The organism is Sinomonas atrocyanea, from assembly GCF_001577305.1.
Classification (GTDB): domain Bacteria; phylum Actinomycetota; class Actinomycetes; order Actinomycetales; family Micrococcaceae; genus Sinomonas; species Sinomonas atrocyanea.
Map to the genome: position 1 here is coordinate 4,240,138 of NZ_CP014518.1, position 16,581 is coordinate 4,256,718.

General features: G+C 72.4%; 16 protein-coding genes. 5 read left to right on the forward strand and 11 right to left on the reverse strand.

Annotation, left to right across the window (positions count from 1 at the left end; translation table 11 throughout):
* Nucleotides 1–21 precede the first annotated feature (21 nt).
* The 4 genes from SA2016_RS19465 to SA2016_RS19480 form a co-directional block, all read right to left on the reverse strand.
* On the reverse strand, nt 22–633 hold the full coding sequence (locus tag SA2016_RS19465; protein ID WP_084249833.1) for a TetR/AcrR family transcriptional regulator: 612 nt from the start codon (nt 631–633) through the stop codon (nt 22–24).
* A gap of 5 nt (nt 634–638) precedes the next feature.
* A complete protein-coding gene (locus SA2016_RS19470; RefSeq protein WP_084249668.1) occupies nt 639–2,708 on the reverse strand; it encodes an MDR family MFS transporter in 2,070 nt (689 codons plus the stop codon).
* A 167-nt stretch (nt 2,709–2,875) separates the two neighbouring features.
* Nucleotides 2,876–3,217, reverse strand: coding sequence for a hypothetical protein (locus SA2016_RS19475; RefSeq protein ID WP_066501450.1), 342 nt, complete (start codon nt 3,215–3,217; stop codon nt 2,876–2,878).
* A 94-nt stretch (nt 3,218–3,311) separates the two neighbouring features.
* Nucleotides 3,312–3,764, reverse strand: a complete 453-nt coding sequence (locus SA2016_RS19480; protein ID WP_066501452.1) for a MarR family winged helix-turn-helix transcriptional regulator — start codon at nt 3,762–3,764, stop codon at nt 3,312–3,314.
* Between the two features lie 132 nt (nt 3,765–3,896).
* On the opposite strand from SA2016_RS19480, the gene SA2016_RS19485 reads away from it, so the two are divergent.
* The 3 genes from SA2016_RS19485 to SA2016_RS19490 all read left to right on the forward strand — a co-directional run bounded on the left by SA2016_RS19485 (nt 3,897) and on the right by SA2016_RS19490 (nt 6,494).
* The gene (locus tag SA2016_RS19485; protein WP_066501455.1) at nt 3,897–5,102 is read left to right on the forward strand and encodes an MFS transporter; all 1,206 of its coding nucleotides are present in this window, start codon (nt 3,897–3,899) and stop codon (nt 5,100–5,102) included.
* 215 nt (nt 5,103–5,317) lie between these two features.
* Nucleotides 5,318–5,476: a hypothetical protein gene (locus SA2016_RS21625; RefSeq protein WP_157089152.1), complete on the forward strand. Its 159-nt coding sequence runs from the start codon at nt 5,318–5,320 to the stop codon at nt 5,474–5,476.
* 73 nt (nt 5,477–5,549) lie between these two features.
* The gene (locus SA2016_RS19490) at nt 5,550–6,494 is read left to right on the forward strand and encodes an aldo/keto reductase (protein ID WP_371326637.1); all 945 of its coding nucleotides are present in this window, start codon (nt 5,550–5,552) and stop codon (nt 6,492–6,494) included.
* Between the two features lie 72 nt (nt 6,495–6,566).
* Here SA2016_RS19490 and SA2016_RS19495 read toward each other — a convergent pair whose 3' ends face one another.
* From SA2016_RS19495 to SA2016_RS19525, 7 genes are all read right to left on the reverse strand, one after another.
* Nucleotides 6,567–6,791 (reverse strand): hypothetical protein, encoded by a 225-nt coding sequence (locus tag SA2016_RS19495; RefSeq protein ID WP_066501459.1) that lies wholly within the window; start codon nt 6,789–6,791, stop codon nt 6,567–6,569.
* Nucleotides 6,792–7,103: 312 nt separating this feature from the next.
* Nucleotides 7,104–9,104 carry a sugar phosphate isomerase/epimerase and 4-hydroxyphenylpyruvate domain-containing protein gene (locus tag SA2016_RS19500; protein ID WP_066501462.1) on the reverse strand — a complete coding sequence of 667 codons (2,001 nt, stop codon included), beginning with the start codon at nt 9,102–9,104 and terminating at the stop codon, nt 7,104–7,106.
* On the reverse strand, nt 9,104–10,009 hold the full coding sequence (locus tag SA2016_RS19505) for a shikimate dehydrogenase (RefSeq protein ID WP_066501464.1): 906 nt from the start codon (nt 10,007–10,009) through the stop codon (nt 9,104–9,106). Before SA2016_RS19505 ends, SA2016_RS19500 begins: the two co-directional genes overlap by 1 nt.
* Nucleotides 10,010–10,055: 46 nt before the next feature.
* On the reverse strand, nt 10,056–10,877 hold the full coding sequence (locus SA2016_RS19510; RefSeq protein WP_066501466.1) for an IclR family transcriptional regulator: 822 nt from the start codon (nt 10,875–10,877) through the stop codon (nt 10,056–10,058).
* A 97-nt stretch (nt 10,878–10,974) separates the two neighbouring features.
* Nucleotides 10,975–11,733 carry an enoyl-CoA hydratase/isomerase family protein gene (locus tag SA2016_RS19515; RefSeq protein ID WP_169803093.1) on the reverse strand — a complete coding sequence of 253 codons (759 nt, stop codon included), beginning with the start codon at nt 11,731–11,733 and terminating at the stop codon, nt 10,975–10,977.
* A 5-nt stretch (nt 11,734–11,738) separates the two neighbouring features.
* Entirely contained in the window at nt 11,739–13,022 is a 1,284-nt protein-coding gene (locus SA2016_RS19520) for a CaiB/BaiF CoA transferase family protein (RefSeq protein ID WP_244932793.1), read from the reverse strand.
* Nucleotides 13,019–14,344: an MFS transporter gene (locus tag SA2016_RS19525; protein WP_066501470.1), complete on the reverse strand. Its 1,326-nt coding sequence runs from the start codon at nt 14,342–14,344 to the stop codon at nt 13,019–13,021. Before SA2016_RS19525 ends, SA2016_RS19520 begins: the two co-directional genes overlap by 4 nt.
* A gap of 227 nt (nt 14,345–14,571) precedes the next feature.
* Here SA2016_RS19525 and SA2016_RS19530 point away from each other — a divergent pair, with 227 nt between their 5' ends.
* Nucleotides 14,572–15,420: an IclR family transcriptional regulator gene (locus SA2016_RS19530; protein WP_084249836.1), complete on the forward strand. Its 849-nt coding sequence runs from the start codon at nt 14,572–14,574 to the stop codon at nt 15,418–15,420.
* 125 nt (nt 15,421–15,545) lie between these two features.
* Complete coding sequence (locus SA2016_RS19535; RefSeq protein WP_066501476.1) at nt 15,546–16,520, forward strand: LacI family DNA-binding transcriptional regulator; 975 nt, start codon at nt 15,546–15,548, stop codon at nt 16,518–16,520.
* Nucleotides 16,521–16,581: the final 61 nt, after the last annotated feature.

Below are 16,581 nucleotides of genomic sequence, written 5' to 3' on the forward strand. Positions count from 1 at the left end.
TCTGATGTACCCGGTCCGGGGTCAGCCCGAACCGGATTCCCCCTCGCCCCTGCCCACGGCGCACAGCCTGGCCACGGTCTGGCGCAGGTCGGCCGGGGAGGCCGGGCCGGTGCCGCCGGAGTAGGAGGTGTCCGCGTGGAGCATGAGCGCGGCGAAGACGAGTCCCACGGCGAGCCGGGCGCGCTGCGGCGTGGCGCGCTGCTCGGCGAGCCGGATCACGCCCTTGCGGGCGCCGGAGGACCACTGGTGCAGGGCCGCGAGCAGGTCCGGCTCGAACCCCATGAGCTCCTTGATCCGCGGGATGTCCCCCTCGGGTCCGCCGGCGATGCCCGAGACCAGCTCGCAGAGGTCGTCCACGAGCGTCCCGGGACCGGCGAGGAACGCCTGCTCCTGCTCCTCGGAGAGGGCGGTGGCGGGCAGGCCGAGCACCGCCGCGGCCTTGGAGGGGAAGTAGTTGAAGAACGTCCGCTCCGAGATGCCGGCGCCCGCGCAGATGTCCGCCACGGTCACCTGCGCGAGCCCCCGCTCGGCCGCGAGCGCGAACGCGGCGTCGTGGATGGCGCGCCGGGTCAGCTGCTTCTTGCGCTCGCGCAGCGTTCCCGGCCCGTCCTCGACGGCGGTGCCGTGTTCCATCTCGTTCACCCCCGGTGGACCCGGACCGCGCCGCTGTCCGGGCCGGTCGGCGAGCCGGTCTCGGCCGCGGCCAGGGCGGCGTCGGAGCCGAGGTCGTCCGCGGTGCCGGCGGCGTCGGCCTGCTCCTGCAGGGCGGAGCGCTGGCGCAGCGGCGGGACCTTGAAGAACCACGAGAGGATGAACGCCAGGACGATCACGCCGAAGCCGACCCAGTAGATGACCACGGCGGAGCTGTTGAAGCCCGCCATGAACGGCCGGGTCAGCCGCGCGTCGGCGCCCTTGAGGAAGGACGTGTCCGAGGTCGTGGAGGACGCGGAGCCCTGGGAGGAGCTGTTCTCCTTCAGCTTCTCGATCAGGGTGGGCGCGATCTTGTCCACGATCGCGCCGCGCTGGCCCTGGTCCGCGTAGTCGACCGCGAGCTTGCCGTTGACCACGGACGCGCCGGCCTTCTGCGCGGCCATCTGGAGGGCGGACTGCTCCGCGGCGGGCTTGGCGGCGGCGACTTGGCTGTCGATGATCCCCTGCGCGGCCGACGCCGGGATCCTGCCGGCGGCGACCTGCTTCTGGACGGCGGCCGTCACCTGCGCGGTGACGGCCTGGTCCGCGGCCTGCTTCGCGGCGGCCGCGCCCTGGTCGAGGCCGGACTGCACCTGGGCCTGGATCGGCGTCACGATCGGGGACCAGATCTGGTCCATGACGCCCTTGTTGGCCGGGTTGCCGGCGACCGAGGGGGTCAGGGCGGCGTCGAGGGCGCTCGTGAGATCGCCCTTGTTCTGCATGGCCGTGGCGATGTTGGCCGGCATCAGGGCGAAGAGGATGGAGAGCAGCACGGCGGTGCCCATGGTTCCGCCGATCTGGCGGAAGAACGTGGACGAGCTCGTGGCCACGCCCATGTCCCGCGGCGCCACCGAGTTCTGCGAGGCGAGCACGAGCGACTGCATGAGCTGGCCGAGGCCGAGGCCGATCAGGAACATGGCGCCCATGAGGTACCAGAGCGGCTTGTCGATCGACATTCCCGTCAGCACGAGGTAGCCCATGGCCACGAGGAACGTGCCCGTGATGGGGAAGATGCGGTACTTGCCGGTGCGGGAGACGATCTGGCCGGAGGCGATCGAGGCGATCATGAGGCCGCCGATCATGGGCAGCGTCGCGAAGCCGGACTCGGTGGGCGTCAGGCCCGTGACGAGCTGGAGGTACAGCGGCAGGGTCAGCATGGCGCCGAACATCGCGAAGCCCACGAGGAAGCCGAGGACGGTGGCCATGGAGAACGTGCGCGAGTGGAAGAGGCGCAGCGGGATGATCGCGTCCGGGCCCATGGCCCGCTCGATGAGGATGAACGCGATGAGCCCCACGCCGCCGACCACGAAGCACGTGATGGACGCGGTGGATCCCCAGCCCCATTCGCGGCCCTGCTCGGCCACGAGGAGGAGCGGGACGAGGGTGACGACCACGGCGGTGGCGCCCCACCAGTCGATGCGCGGCGCGGTGTGCTTGTGGAACTTGGGCAGGTGCAGGAAGGCGAGCACCATGAGCAGGGCGACGACGCCGATCGGGACGTTGATGAGGAACACCCAGCGCCAGCCGGTGATCCAGGCGATCTGGCTCGCGTCGGCGAACACGCCGCCGATCAGCGGCCCCACCACCGAGGAGACGCCGAAGACGGCGAGGAAGAAGCCCTGGTACTTGGCGCGCTCGCGCGGGGCGAGGATGTCGCCCATGATCGCCAGCGGCAGCGACATGAGCGCGCCCGCGCCGATGCCCTGGAACGCGCGGAACGCGGCGAGCATGATCATCGAGGTCGAGAACGAGGACAGGAACGAGCCCAGGATGAACACGAGCAGGCCGAAGATGTACAGCGGGCGGCGGCCGAAGATGTCCGAGAGCTTGCCGTAGATCGGCGTGGCGATCGTCGAGGTGATCAGGTACGCGGTCGTGACCCAGGCCTGCTGGTCGAGGCCGTGGAGGTCGTCGCCGATCGTGCGGATGGCGGTGCCGACCACCGTCTGGTCGAGCGAGGAGAGGAACATGCCGGCCATGAGGGCGTAGATGACCAGCATGATCTGCCTCTGGGTCATCACGGCACTCGACGCCGCGGCGTTCGTCGAGGGGCCTGTCGCTGCTTGAGACATGAGGGGTCCGGATCTCTCGGGAAGGGTGTGGGAGTGGCCGCAACTTTGCAGGCTCTGCAAGTTTACACACTCTGCAAGAAACTGCCCACCTCCCGAGAGGTGCGATCTGATCCCTACGACTCGTCGATCCTCTTGAGCAGGTCGCCGAGCGCCTCGCGGATCTCGTCGTGGTCGTACTGCGAGGCGCGGCTCTCGCCCGAGATCACGGCGCAGCGGTGCACCTTCTTCAGGTCGCTGAAGGGGAACTTGTACTTGGCCTTGCTGCCCTCGGGGGCGTCGTCGTCAATCCCGAGGAACCACTGCGAGTACTCGCCTTCGCCGTGCTTGTCGAGGAACGTGCTCAGCTCCTTGGTGGACGGAGAGTGCTCGCTCCAGTCGTCGCGCGAGTCCCGCACCACCTTGCCCTCGCGCACGAGCGCCTTGGCATGGTCGTAGGCCTTCTTGTTCAGCTTCATGCTGGGTCACCTCCCTGGCGTTACGCGGACGACGACGTGGCGCCGCCCCTTCCGCAGGGAGGGTTACCCGCCGCCGGGCTACTGAACCGCCGGGCTACTGAACCGCCGGGACCGGGAGGCTGTGGAGGGCGCGGGCGAGGACGGCGAGCTCGGGCTGACCCTCCGCCTCGGCGAGGACGCGCTCGAGGGCCTCGTCGTGGACCGGCCTGGCCTCGAGGTACAGCTCGCGCCCAGACGCGGTGAGCTCGGTGTAGATCCCGCGCCGGTCGTCGGCGCAGAGGATCCGGGTGAGCAGGCCGCGGTCCTCGAGCCGCGTGACGAGGCGGGTGGTGGCACTCGGGCTGAGGGCCGTGGCCCGCGCGAGCTGCTGCATGCGCATGTGCCAGCCGTCCTGGCGGCTGAGGGCGTCGAGCACGGTGTACTCCACCACGGAGAGCCTGAGGGCCGCGAGGGCGCGCTCGAGCTCCGACTCGATCATCCCGTGCAGCGCGGCGAGCGTGCGCCAGCCCTGCGCGCGCACCTCGACGGCGCCGTCGTCGATGCTCATGCGGACCTCCTGGCGGGGACGGGGACGTGGGGCCGGGTTGCAGACCGGTCTTTGCGTGTGCAACTATTGCGTTTGCAATCGCAATATCCAGCGTCTGCAACTAATTCGAGTCTAGCAGAGAGGTCATCTGCCATGCCCCTGGGGCTTCTTGCGCTGTCGATCGGCGCCTTCGGAATCGGGCTCACCGAGTTCGTGATCATGGGGCTGCTGCCCGAGGTCGCCGCCGACTTCGCCGTCTCGGAGGCGAGCGCGGGCTGGCTCATCTCCGGCTACGCGCTCAGCGTCGTCGTCGGCGCCCTGCTCCTCACCGCGGCCACCACGCGGCTGCCGCGCAAGCGCGTGCTGCTGGGGCTGCTGGTCCTCTTCATCGCGGGCAACGCCCTCTCCGCGGTGGCCGGCGACTACGGCACCATGATGGCCGGGCGCATCATCGCGGCCCTGTGCCACGGCGCCTTCTTCGGCATCGGCTCCGTGGTCGCCACGGGACTGGTCGCGCCGGCACGCCAGGCCCGCGCGGTCGCGATCATGTTCACGGGGCTGACCGCGGCCAATGTGCTGGGCGTGCCGTTCGGGACCTTCCTCGGCCAGCAGGCCGGCTGGCGCGCCACCTTCTGGGCCATCTCCGCGATCGGCGTGCTCGCCCTGATCGGCATCGCCGCACTCGTCCCGGCCGATTCCGGCGCCTGGGAGGCGCCGAGCCTGCGCCGCGAGCTCGCGGCGTTCCGCAGCGGGCAGGTGTGGCTCTCCCTCGTCGTGACCATCCTCGCCTACGGCGGCATGTTCGGGGCCTTCACCTACATCGCCTACACGCTCACCGAGGTCTCCGGCTTCGCGCCGGCCGCCGTGCCGTGGCTCCTGGTGCTCTTCGGGGTGGGGCTCTTCGCGGGCAACGCGCTCGGCGGCCGGTTCGCCGACCGCGGGATCGACGGCACCCTCATCGCCTTCATCGCCGCCCTTGCGGCCGTCCTCGTGCTCTTCGCGCTCCTGGCAGCGGTTCCGGCCGCGGCCGCCGTCGCCCTCTTCCTCATGGGCGGGTTCGGGTTCGGCACCGTGCCCGGGCTGCAGGCGCGCATCATGCGCTACGCCGCCCACGCGCCGACCCTGGCCTCCGGAGCGAACATCGGGGCATTCAACGTGGGCAACGCGCTCGGGGCGTGGACCGGCGGGCTCGGGATCAGCGCGGGGCTCGGCTACACCTCTCCCCTGTGGATCGGGGCCCTCATCACGGTGCCGGCGCTCGTGGTGATGGTCGGCGCAGCGTGGGCGGCCCGGCGTCGGACGGCTGGCGGGACCGCCGCCGGGCCCGCTCCCGGGGCCGAGGCCGCCCGGGTGGGGTAGCCGGCACGGGGGCGCTCCCCGAATCCGACCGGCTTTCCCCGGCAGGCGGGCCTGTCCCCCGGCGTGTCCCACCGGACACGCCGGGGGACGGGCCCAATCCTGGTCGGGATCGCTCCTGCCGGGCCTCAGGCCCCACGTAGAGGGCGCATCCACGGACTGGGGGAGAACTCGCCTCGAGGTGTCCCCCGTCCACGGCGGCGAGGACGGTGACCACGGTGGACTGCTGGAGCACCATCGACACGCGGTATGGTGCGAAGGACTTCTACCACATCATCGCGGGCAGCTATCAGGGCAAGAGCTACGCGGGCCGCTGGCAGGAGGACAACAACGTGACCATCGGCGGTCCGGCGCAGAGCGGCGTGCCGCACTGCTGACGGGCGCGCGGGCGGCGCTCGGTCCGCGCCCGCAGGGCGCGGCCCCGCTGACACCGGACAGAGGAGGATGATGATGGCTTCCCGCCTCATCTATGGATGCATGGGCCTCGGCGGCCCCTGGGACGCCCCGGACTACGGGCCCCAGCAGGTCGCGGAGGCGGAGAAGGCCGTCGAGGCCGCCCTGGCCCTCGGGATCACGCGCTTCGACCATGCGGACATCTACGGCAGGGGCAAGTCCGAGGCGGTGTTCGGCGAGCTCCTGCGGCAGGACCCGGGCCTGCGGGACCGGGTCCAGCTCCAGAGCAAGGTCGGGATCCGGCTCGGCGGCCCCGGCGGATTCGGGCACTACGACCTCAGCGCGGCGGCGATCCTGGACGGCGTGGCCGGGACGCTCCGCCGGCTGCGCACGGACTACCTCGACGTGCTCCTCCTGCACCGCCCCGATCCGCTGCTCGACCCCGCCGAGGTGGGCTCCGCGCTCGCCCGCCTGATCGCCGACGGCGCGGTCCGCGCGGTGGGCGTCTCGAACATGTCCGCGGCGCAGATGGCCGCCCTCCAGGACCACCTCCACGTGCCGCTCGCCGCGGACCAGCTCGAACTGAGCCTGCACCGCCACGACTTCGTGGACAGCGCGGTGCTCGTGAACCATCCGGACGGCGCCGCCACGAGCTTCCCCCACGGCACGCTCGAGCACTGCCTCCGGCACGGGATCGAGGTGCAGGCGTGGTCGCCGCTCGCGGGCGGCCGCTACACCGGGCGGACCGCGGCGCATGCGGGCCCGCACGACGGCGCCGCAGCGGCTCTCGTCGCCGAGCTCGCCGCCGCGAAGGGCACCACGGGCGAGGCCGTGGTGCTCGGGTGGCTCCTGCGCCACCCGGCGCGGATCTCCCCCGTCATCGGCTCGGCCAATCCGCAGCGCATCGCGGCGTGCGCCGACGCCGAGGCCGTGGCCGGCTCGATGACCCGCGAGGAGTGGTTCACGCTCTACCAGACCGCGCGCGGGCGCAGCATCCCCTGAGGCTGCTAGGGCTGAGGTTGGGGCACCGGCGACTGCCCGTGGTGCTGCAGCCGGGTGCGGTCCCCCGGTGCGTCAGGCGCTGACCAGCTCCGCCTCGGCCGCGGCGTCCCTCCTGAGGGCGTGGAAGTGCTCCACGAGCGCGCGCTCAGGATGGTCGGGGTGCTGGGCGATGAGGAGGCGCAGGCGGTCCTTGGCGCTCTCCGGAAGGCTGCTGCCTTCGAGGACTTCGTGGAGTATGGCCCGCACTTGGCCTGCGAGCACGCTGTCATCCGGGCGGAGGCCGGTCACCTGCGTCATAGGCCGACCCTATGACGGCGGGGCGCCCGGGGGCCGCGCGGCGCGCCGATCGGGACCCCTGCGCGCGCGATGGTGCGAGGGCACTTCGAGCTGGAGCGTCGGGGCCAGGGGCAGGTGCTCCCGGGCTCGGCCATCGGAACGCCTACCGTCCCACCCGCGACCTGACGCAGGCTTCCCCGGAGCGCCGGGGCTGGGGACCGGGCGTCGCCACGGCTTACCGGCGAGTCCGTGCCTCGACCGCTATGCCTGTGGGGAAGCCTGCGCGCACGTGCGGCAGCGGCGACACCGAGCGGCCTGCCGGCGCGCCCTTCCTCAGCCCCCGTGCCGCGCCGCGTGCTGCACGGCGTGCCGCACGGGCGCGTTGGGGGCGCCGAAGCCGTCGTACCCGCCGAGCCGCTGCACCACCTCGAAGAACACGCTGCCCACGCTCGCGGTGTAGAAGTGCAGGAACGCGCCCCGGGCGTCCCGGTCGTAGAGCAGGTCCAGCTCGCGCAGGGTCGCGAGGAACGCGGGCTCGAGGTCGTACCGCGCGTCGAGGTCCTCGTAGTAGTTCTCGGGGATCGGCAGGAACGGCAGACCGCGGCCCCGGCACGCCCGGGCGTGCGCCACGAGGTCGTCCACCTCGATCGCCACGTGCTCCTGGAACGTGTCCGTCCGCGCGCCCTTGACCGAGTCCGACTGGATCCACGGCGCCAGGTTCAGCGCGAGCCGCACGGCCCTTCCACCCGGCCGGTCCGCCGTCTGCATGACCTGGGAGCGCACGAGCCCCGACGGACTCGAGACGTCCTGCGACGCCTCGGGCGTGAGCGCGAGCACCGAGGAGTAGAACAGCACGGCCTCGTCGAAGTGCTGCCACGGCTGGGCGAGGTTGATGTGGTCGATCCGCGCCGTGCCGGCTCCGCCGGAAGTCTGGCCCGCGGAAGTCTGGCCCGCGGAGCCGGTTCCGGCGGACGACGGCGACCGCTCGCCGTCGTCCGTCCCCTCGTCTGCCGCGGGGCCGTCGGCCTGGTCCTCGCCGAACTCGGCGACCCAGCGGGTGTCCTCGCAGAGGAAGACCTCGGTGCCGTCCGGGGCGTTGACGGCCTGGAGGATCTCCTCGTTGGCCTGGGACGGCCGCGGCACGGGGACGGCCCGCAGCTGCACGGCCCGCGCGGCCGCAGCGACGCCGTCCTCGACGTCGAAGCCGAGCGCGGAGATGGCCGGCTCGAGGCCGCGGGCCTGCTGCCGGTTGAGCACGATCCGGGCGTCGCCGAGGGTCCACAGCGAGACGGGCTTGGTGCGGTGCTCGCCCCGGGAGGCGAAGCCGAGCTGGGCCAGGAGCCGCTCGAGCTCGGCGGTGCGGGGGGCGCCGTCGGCCGAGATGACCTCGGCGAAGTTGATGCCGGTGGGCGGGGCGACCTGCGGGAGCGTGGTGAGGGGCATGGCGTAGGCGCGGGAGGCCCGGGCGAGCTCGGCCGGCGACGGCGCGCCCGAGCCGGTCCCCGCGGCCTCGGCGGCGAGGTGCCGCGCGGTGCGCTCCTCGAGCCAGATGAGCGAGCGCATGGCGTCCACGGCGGTGCGCTCCACGTCGGCCTGGCGGAAGGTGTCGTTGAAGACCTCGAGGGACACCGGCCCGTTGTAGCCCGCCCGTGCCACATGCCCGAGGAACTTGGGCAGGTCGAACTGCCCCTCCCCCGGGAACACGCGGTAGTGGCGGCTCCACGAGAGCACGTCCATGGAGAGCTTGGGCGCGTCGGCGACCTGGACGAAGAAGATCTTCTCGCCCGGGATCTTCTCGATCGGCTCGGTGTCCCAGCCGCGCGAGAGGATGTGGAACGTGTCCAGGCACGTGCCGAGGTTCGGGTGGTCGGCGTCCGCCACGATCCTGGCCGCGTGCTCGTAGTCGTTGACGTACGTGCCCCACGCGAGGGCCTCGTAGGCGACCTTGACCCCATGGCGAGCGGCGAGCTCCGCCAGGCCGTGGAGCTGCTCGGCGCGCAGGGCGTCGTCGTCGATGCTCGCGGTGCCGACGTTCGAGCACACGAGGACCGTGTCCATCCCGAGCCGGCCCATGAGGCGGAACTTCGCCTCGGCACGGCGCAGGTTGGCCCGGTAGAGCTCCTCGGGCACGGAGTCGAAGTCCCGGAACGGCTGGTACAGGTCCAGGCCGAGGCCGAGGTCCGCGGCCAGGGCGCGCACGTGCTCCGGGCTCAGGGGCGAGGTGACGAGGTCCGTCTCGAAGATCTCGATGCCGCCGAACCCGGCCTTCGCGGCCGCGCGGAGCTTCTCCTCGAGCGTGCCGGACAGGCAGACGGTCGCGATCCCGGTGCGCATCAGGCGGCGCCCGCCGCGAGGGCCTCGCGCCGGTTCTCCTCCTCGATGAGCCCGAGGAAGTGCGCGCGCATGCGCTCGGCGTCCGGCTCGAGGCCCGTGAAGATCCGGAACGCGTCCACGGCCTGGCCCACGGCCATGCGGCCGCCGTCGAGCACGCGGCAGCCGAGGGCGCGGGCCTCGCGCACCAGCTGGGTCTCGATGGGCCGGTAGACGATGTCCGCGACCCAGTGCCGCGGCGTCAGCAGGGCGGTGTCGAAGGGCGTGCCCGGGTGCGCGGCCATCCCCACGGGGGTGCAGTGCACCACGCCGTCGGCCTCCGCGAGCAGCGAGGCGAGGGCCGCCGTCGTGCCCGCCGTGACGGACGCGCCGGGGAAGAGCGCGGACAGCTCGGAGGCGCGGCCCTCGGCGCGGGCCGGGTCGATGTCCACGATGGTGAGGTGCCCGACGCCGGCGGTGAGGAGTGCGTAGGCGACCGCGGAGCCCGCGCCGCCGGCGCCCAGCTGGACAACGTGGCCGAGCGCGGCGTCGGGCAGGCCTGTGCGGAACGCGGTGAGGAAGCCGGAGAAGTCGGTGTTGTGCCCCACGGTGCGCCCATCCGTGCCGATCACCACGGTGTTCACGGCGCCGAGCCGGGCGGCGTTCTCGTCCACCTCGTCGAGGTGCCCGATGACCAGCTGCTTGCACGGATGCGTGATGTTCAGGCCGTTGAAGCCGAGGTTCCCGGCCGCGCGGACCAGCTCGCCGACGCTCTCGGGCGGGAGCCCGAGCACGGACAGGTCGATGGGCCGGTAGAGGTAGAGGAGCCCGTGCGCGGCCCCCTCGCGCTCGTGCATGGCGGGGGTGAGGGACGGGGTGACGCCGTCCCCGATCAGGCCGATCAGGTACGACTCGGTGGGCAGGCTCACTTCGGATTCCTTCATCTCGGGCGGGAGGCGGTGCGGCGGGGGCCGCTCAGCTGCGGGGCAGGCGGGCCGCGAGCTCCTCGGCGGCCTGCTGGAGGGCGGGGAGCTGGTCGAGGAGCTCGTCGACGCCCATGCGGACGGTCGGGGCGGAGCAGGCGATGGCCGCGAGGGCGCGCGGTTCGCCGTCGCCGGACGCCGCGAGGACGGGCACGGCGATGGCGCGCATGCCCACCTCGTTCTCCTCGTCCATGACGGCGTAGCCCTGGGCGCGCACACGCCCGATCTCGGCGCGGAACGCCTCGCGGTCCGTGATGGTCCTCGGCGCGACGGGGACGAGGTCCACCGTCTCGACGAGGTGCTCGCGCTCCTCGGCGGGGGCGAACGCGATCAGCGCCTTGCCGAACGCCGAGCAGTGGAGGTGGCCGCGGTAGCCGGGATCGCTCGTGACGCGGAAGGCCTTGGGCCCGTCCACCTTGGCGACGGTGAGGAAGCGGTCGTTGTCGAGGACGGCCAGGATGCTCGCCTCGCCGGTGGCCTCGGTGAGCCGCTCGAGTACGGGCGTGGCGGTCCCCGCGAAGCCGAGGCTGTTGGAGACGTACAGGCCGAGCTGGAACACGCGCAGGCCGAGGCTGTACTTCTTGCCCTCCGGCTCGAAGTCCACGAACCCTGCCCGCTGGAGCGACTGCAGGAGCCGGTACGCGGTGCTGAAGGGCAGGTCGGCGCGGCGGGAGAGGTCCGCCGCCGTCGTGGCGCCGGGGGCGTCGCCGAGCATGGTGAGCAGGCTCAGCGCCTTGCCCACCATGTCGGTCTTGCCGCGCTTCTCGTCGCCGACGGCGGCGTCAGCGGCGTCGTCGGACGTGATGGAGGTCATGCACCGATGGTCGCATGATTTTCACATCGTGGCAACGCCATTCACTTTGTGGCAATTGGAGGCGGACGACGCCGCGTGGTCGGGCGGGCGCGGGCCGTCACCTCCGCCGGTCGAAGAAGGCGGCGATGCGCGGCGGGAAGTCCTCCGCGTCGACGGCCGGCCCCGGCGGCTCCCGCCGTGCGGGGCCGGTGAGCGGCTGCAGCCCGCGGTCCACGGCGGCCTTCGCCGCACGCAGGGACGCGGGGGCGAGCTCGGCCCACTGCGCCAGGACGCGCCCGAGCTCCGCGTCGACCTCGGTGTCCGCCACGAGCGTGCTCACGAGGCCGATCCGGTGCGCCTCCTCCCCGCTGAGCATCCGGCCGCCGTAGAGCAGGTCCTTGGTCCGCGACGGCCCGATGCGCAGGGCCATGCGGGCGGCGAAGGAGGCCGAGGGCAGGATGCCGAGCCGCGAGATGGGCATGCCCACTTGCGCGCTGGCGGCGGTGATCTGCAGGTCGCAGGCGAGCGCGAGCTGGCAGCCGCCGCCGGCCGCCACGCCCTCGATGACCGCGACCGTGGGCATGGGCAGGTCCTCGATGGCCCGCAGCGCCTGCTCGAGCTGCCAGAAGCTGCGGTCCACCTCGGCCATCGGGGCGCGCTCCCACTCGCGCAGGTCGGAGCCGGCGCAGAACACGCCCCCGCGGCCGCGCAGCACCACGGCGCGGAGCCCGCTGCGGCCGGCCAGGGAGGCGGCCGCCCGGGCGAGGGCCTCCCAGTGCTCCGTCCGCAGCGCGTTGAGGCGCCGCCCGGTGCCGAACGTGACGACGGCGAGCGAGCCGTCGTCGTCGACCGTCACGTCCGCGGCCTGCACCGCCACGCCCGTCATCCGAGCGCCCCCGTGGCGTGCAGGCGCTCGAGGTCGTCCTCGCCGTAGCCGAGGCCCGCGAGCACCTCGTCGCTGTGCTGGCCGAGCAGGGGCGGCGGCGTCCGCACGGTGGCGGGGGTGCGGGTGAGCCGGACGGGGCAGGCCAGGGTCTTGAGCGGCCCCGCGGTGGGGTGCTCGACCTCGGCGACCATGCCCCGGGCGAGGACCTGCGGGTCCCGGACCGCCTCGGCGACGGTCTGGATCGGCCCCACGGGCACGCCGGCGGCGTCGAGCGCGGCGAGCCAGTCCGCCGTCGGCCGCGTCCGGAGGATCTCCTCGAGGAGGGGGATCAGCTCGCCGCGGTGGGCCACGCGGAGCGGGTTGGCGCGGAAGCGGGGGTCGTCGGCGAGCTCGGGCCGGCCCACGGCGTCGGTGAACCGGCGCCAGAGACCGTCGTTCCCCACGGCGATCATGATCCAGCCGTCCTGGGTGGGGAAGGCCTGGTAGGGGGCGATGGTCGGGTGGGCCGAGCCGTAGCGCTTCGGGGTCTCCCCGCTGGCGAAGTAGCCGCTGGCCACGTAGGTGAGCCAGGAGACGGAGCCGTCGAGGAGGCTGATGTCCACCCACTGGCCGCGGCCCGTGCGGTCCCGCTCGTGCAGGGCCGCGAGGATCCCGATCACGGCCCATGTCCCTGCGATGAGGTCGGAGCCGCTCATGCCCACGCGCACGGGCGGCCCGTCCTCCTCGCCGGTGACGCTCATGATCCCGCTGCGGGCCTGGGCGATCGCGTCGTAGCCGGCGCGGGAGGCCTCGGGTCCGGTCTGGCCGTAGCCGCTGATCGAGGCGTAGATGAGGCCCGGGTTCTCGGCGGCGAGGTCCTCGTAGCCGAGGCCGAGCCGCTGCGCGGTGCCCGGGCGGAAGTTCTCGACCACGACGTCCGCGCGGTGGGCGAGCCGGCGGACGGCGGCGAGGCCGTCCGCCGACTTCAGGTCCACGGCCAGGCTGCGTTTGTTGCGGTTCACGGAGAGGTAGTAGGCGGCCTCCTCCCCCTGGAAGGGCGGGCCCCACTGCCGCGTGTCGTCGCCGTGGCCGGGCTGCTCGACCTTGATCACGTCCGCGCCGAGGTCCGCGAGCGTCATCGTGGCGAACGGTCCGGAGAGGATCCGGCTCAGGTCCAGCACCACGAGGTCCCGCAGCGGGCCCTCCGTCCCGGACGCCGGCCCGGGCGCCGCGCCCGGGGCGGCCCCGGGCGCAGCGCCGGGCGCCGCGCCGGGGCGGACGCCCGCCTCGTGCACCGTCACGCGTGCCTCATCGACTTGTGCGACCGGGCCGCCGGGGCGGCGGCGCCCGCCGTGCGCCGGCTCGGGAGGAGCAGGAGCGCGGCCATGCTGACCACGGCGCAGATGATGATGTAGATCGAGATCGCGGTCGAGCTGCCCGTGCCCGCCAGCAGGGCGGCGGCGATGAGCGGGGCGGGACCGCCGGCGATCACGCTCGCGAGCTGGTAGCCGAGGCCCGCTCCGGTGTACCGGATGTCGGCGTCGAAGCTCTCGGCGATGAGCGCGGCCTGGGGCCCGTACTGGATGTCGTGGAAGATCAGGCTCACCACCACGGCGATGCCGATGAAGAGCGCATTGCCGGTGTTCATGAGGCCGAAGTACGGGAAGGCGTACGCCGCCGTGAGGACCACGCCGATGCCGTAGACGAGCTTCCTGCCGAACCGGTCGGAGAGCCTGCCGAACACCGGGATGCTGATGAGCCCGAGGGCCGCGGCGATGAGGGTGTCCACGAGGATCGCATCGCTGTTGAACTTGAGCTGCTTGGTCGCGTACGTGATGACGAACGTGATGAACAGGTAGAACGGCGCCTGCTCCGAGGTGCGCACGAGGGCGGTCAGGAGGATCTCCTTGGGCTGGCGGCGGATCGCCTCGACCAGCGGGACCCGGACCACCTTGTCCTGCTTGCGGACTGCCTCGAACTCCGGGCTCTCCACCACGCGGAGCCGCACGAACAGGCCGACGCCGACGAGGATGATGCTCAGCAGGAACGGGACGCGCCAGCCCCAGGCGGAGAAGTCCGCGCCGGTGGCGCCGGAGGTTATGCGGACCAGGCCGGTCGAGAGCACGAGGCCCAGCGGGACGCCCATCTGCGGCCAGCTGGCCGAGAGGCCGCGGCGCTCCTGGTGGCCCCACTCCATGGCGATGAGGACGGAGCCGCCCCACTCGCCGCCCACGCCGATGCCCTGGATGATGCGCAGCACCGTCAGGAGGATCGGGGCCCAGACGCCGATGGCCTGGTAGGTGGGCAGAATGCCGATCAGCACGGTGCCGAAGGCCATGAGGAACAGGGTGACCATGAGTGTGGTCTTGCGCCCGATCCGGTCGCCGTAGTGGCCGAAGATCGCCGCGCCGACGGGGCGCGCCACGAAGCCGACGAACTGGGTGCCGAAGGCGGCGATAATCCCGGCGAAGTTGTCCCCGCCCGGGAAGAACAGGTGCGGGAACACGAGGGCGGCAGCCGTGCCGTAGAGGAAGAAGTCGTACCACTCGATCGTGGTGCCCACCACGCTCGCGTAGGTGGCTCGGCGCACGGCCTGTTCGCGGGTTACTGCTTGAACACTCATCAGTCCTCCATTGGCATGATGCGGGGTCCAGTGGGCCCTGTCTTCGGGGCGATCTCCCGGCTCGTCTGCAAGCGCTCCTGTGCTCGTCTTCGAGCTGCGAAACCCGTATTGTGATTTGCGTACCCATATTCCGGGTTGAACAAACGGCATGTCAACGCTTTTTCCCGAGAGAATGTGAGCTGGGCCACGACGGCTGCGGCTGAAGCATGAAGGAGGGCATCGCAGTGATGGCAAGGGAATCGGGCAGCGTGGGCGCACCTCTCCTGGTGCTCGCGAAAGTCTCGGCGATCCTGGACTGTTTCTCGGCGGAGGCGCCCGAGCCCACGCTGCAGCAGATCATCCGGGGCACCGGCCTGCCCGCGAGCACGTGCCAGCGCCTCGTGCAGAACATGGTGCGCGAGGGCTTCCTCGACAAGGACGGCGACACGTACCGGATCGGGATCCAGCTGGTGCGGTGGGCCACGCCGGGCACGATCGGCCTGGACATCGTCCGCACGGTGCGGCCCATCCTCCACGCCCTGCGGGACGAGACCGGGGAGACGGCCTGCCTCTACGTGCGCGACGGCGCGCACCGCACCGTGGTCTCCGTGGCCGAGACCCGGCACGTGGTCATGCGGCCCTTCTACGTGGGCCAAGTGATGCCCATCCACGCCGGCGCCCCGGGGAAGATCTTCCTCGCGTTCGATCCCGAGGCCAGGGCCGCGATCCAGGACGCCGAGCTGACGCGTTTCACCACCCACACCCCGGACAGCTGGGAGCAGCTGGACGAGCAGGTCGAACTCGCCCGCTCGCAGGGCTTCTTCGCCGCCTTCGGCGAGCGCAACAGCGACGTGGGCTCCATCAGCGCCCCGGTCTACAGCCACACGGGGGAGCTCGCGGCCGTGCTGGGCGTCGGCTTCCCGGTGCAGCGGGTCGGGCCGGACGACGTCGAGCGGCTCGGTCCCGCCGTGGCACGCGCCGCCCGGGAGGCGAGCCAGGCCATGGGCTACCGGCCCCCGGAGCCGCACCCGACCGCCGCGCGGGCCGCCGCCGCTCCTCCCGCGCGCGCCGGGCGGCTCTCCGCGGCGGGGACCTGAGCGCCTCGCTGCACCGTTCCAGAGAATTTCTGCAACAGCTTGACGCGTTGCAGAAACGATGTCACTCTTGAGTGGTCGCTGTGATGGCGGCCACAAGAGGTGCGAACCGGAACGAGGAGGTCCCGATGGCGACGATCGCTGACATCGCCAGCGCCGCTGGCGTCTCCAAGTCCACGGTCTCGCGGTCCTTCACCCGCCCCGACTCGGTCAACGCCGAGACCCGTGAGCGGGTGCTGGCCGTAGCCGCACAGCTGGGCTACAGCGCCGCGCCGGCGAAGGCCGAGTCCACCGGCACCGTGGCGCTGTACATCCCGGACATCTCCAACCCCTACTACCCGCCGCTCGTGCGCGCCATCCAGTCCGCGTGCCGCAGGCAGTCGCTCTCGCTCATCATGGTCGACGGCGACGACGATCCCGAGGCCGATGCCGAGGAGCTCGAGCGGATCATCGGGCGGGTTGACGGCGCGATCGTCTTCGCCCCGAGGCTCGACGCCGCCCGCATCCACGCGCTCGACGCCGTCTCCCCCGTGGTGCTCATCAACCACGTGGTCGAGGGCCTGCCCTCGGTGATCCTCTCCGCACCGGAGGGGGCCCGCCAGGCGGTCGAGCACCTTGCGGCCCTCGGCCACCGGGCCATCGCGTACCTCGCAAGCTGGGAGGACAACTACACCTCCCGGGTCCGCCTGGCCGCCGCGGAGGAGGCCGCCGACCACCTCGGCGTCACCCTGCGCGTGCTCACCCATGCCGAACCGACCTACATCGCCGGGGTGCGGGGGGCGGACCTGGTCCTCGCCGAGCCCGTCACCGCGGTGATCGCCCACAACGACCTCATGGCCTTCGGGTGCATGAACCGACTCGCGGACCGCGCGGTCCGCGCGGGCAAGGACGTCAGCGTCGTCGGGTTCGACGACGTCTGGCTCGCCTCCGCCTCCCGTCCCACCCTGACCACGGTGAACACACCGTACGAGCGGGGCGGCGCCGTCGCCCTCCGCATGCTGACCGAGCGCATCGGTGACCCCGACCGCCCGGCCAGCACGGTCCACCTGTCCGGGGACCTCGTGGTCCGCGACAGCACTGGCCCCGCCCCGGCGCTCGCCTGACCGGCCCGCACCGCTCCGGTCGGCTCCCCTGCCGTACCACCCCCCATCCGTTCCGCCTTCA

Excerpts from the sequence above, each read along its gene's own strand:
- SA2016_RS19465 (WP_084249833.1), bottom strand. The coding sequence starts at position 633 with ATGGAACACGGCACCGCCGTCGAGGACGGGCCGGGAACGCTGCGCGAG.
- SA2016_RS19470 (WP_084249668.1), bottom strand. The coding sequence starts at position 2,708 with ATGACCCAGAGGCAGATCATGCTGGTCATCTACGCCCTCATGGCCGGC.
- SA2016_RS19475 (WP_066501450.1), bottom strand. The coding sequence starts at position 3,217 with ATGAAGCTGAACAAGAAGGCCTACGACCATGCCAAGGCGCTCGTGCGC.
- SA2016_RS19480 (WP_066501452.1), bottom strand. The coding sequence starts at position 3,764 with ATGAGCATCGACGACGGCGCCGTCGAGGTGCGCGCGCAGGGCTGGCGC.
- SA2016_RS19485 (WP_066501455.1), top strand. The coding sequence starts at position 3,897 with ATGCCCCTGGGGCTTCTTGCGCTGTCGATCGGCGCCTTCGGAATCGGG.
- SA2016_RS19490 (WP_371326637.1), top strand. The coding sequence starts at position 5,550 with ATGGCTTCCCGCCTCATCTATGGATGCATGGGCCTCGGCGGCCCCTGG.
- SA2016_RS19495 (WP_066501459.1), bottom strand. The coding sequence starts at position 6,791 with ATGACGCAGGTGACCGGCCTCCGCCCGGATGACAGCGTGCTCGCAGGC.
- SA2016_RS19500 (WP_066501462.1), bottom strand. The coding sequence starts at position 9,104 with ATGCGCACCGGGATCGCGACCGTCTGCCTGTCCGGCACGCTCGAGGAG.
- SA2016_RS19510 (WP_066501466.1), bottom strand. The coding sequence starts at position 10,877 with ATGACCTCCATCACGTCCGACGACGCCGCTGACGCCGCCGTCGGCGAC.
- SA2016_RS19525 (WP_066501470.1), bottom strand. The coding sequence starts at position 14,344 with ATGAGTGTTCAAGCAGTAACCCGCGAACAGGCCGTGCGCCGAGCCACC.
- SA2016_RS19530 (WP_084249836.1), top strand. The coding sequence starts at position 14,572 with ATGGCAAGGGAATCGGGCAGCGTGGGCGCACCTCTCCTGGTGCTCGCG.
- SA2016_RS19535 (WP_066501476.1), top strand. The coding sequence starts at position 15,546 with ATGGCGACGATCGCTGACATCGCCAGCGCCGCTGGCGTCTCCAAGTCC.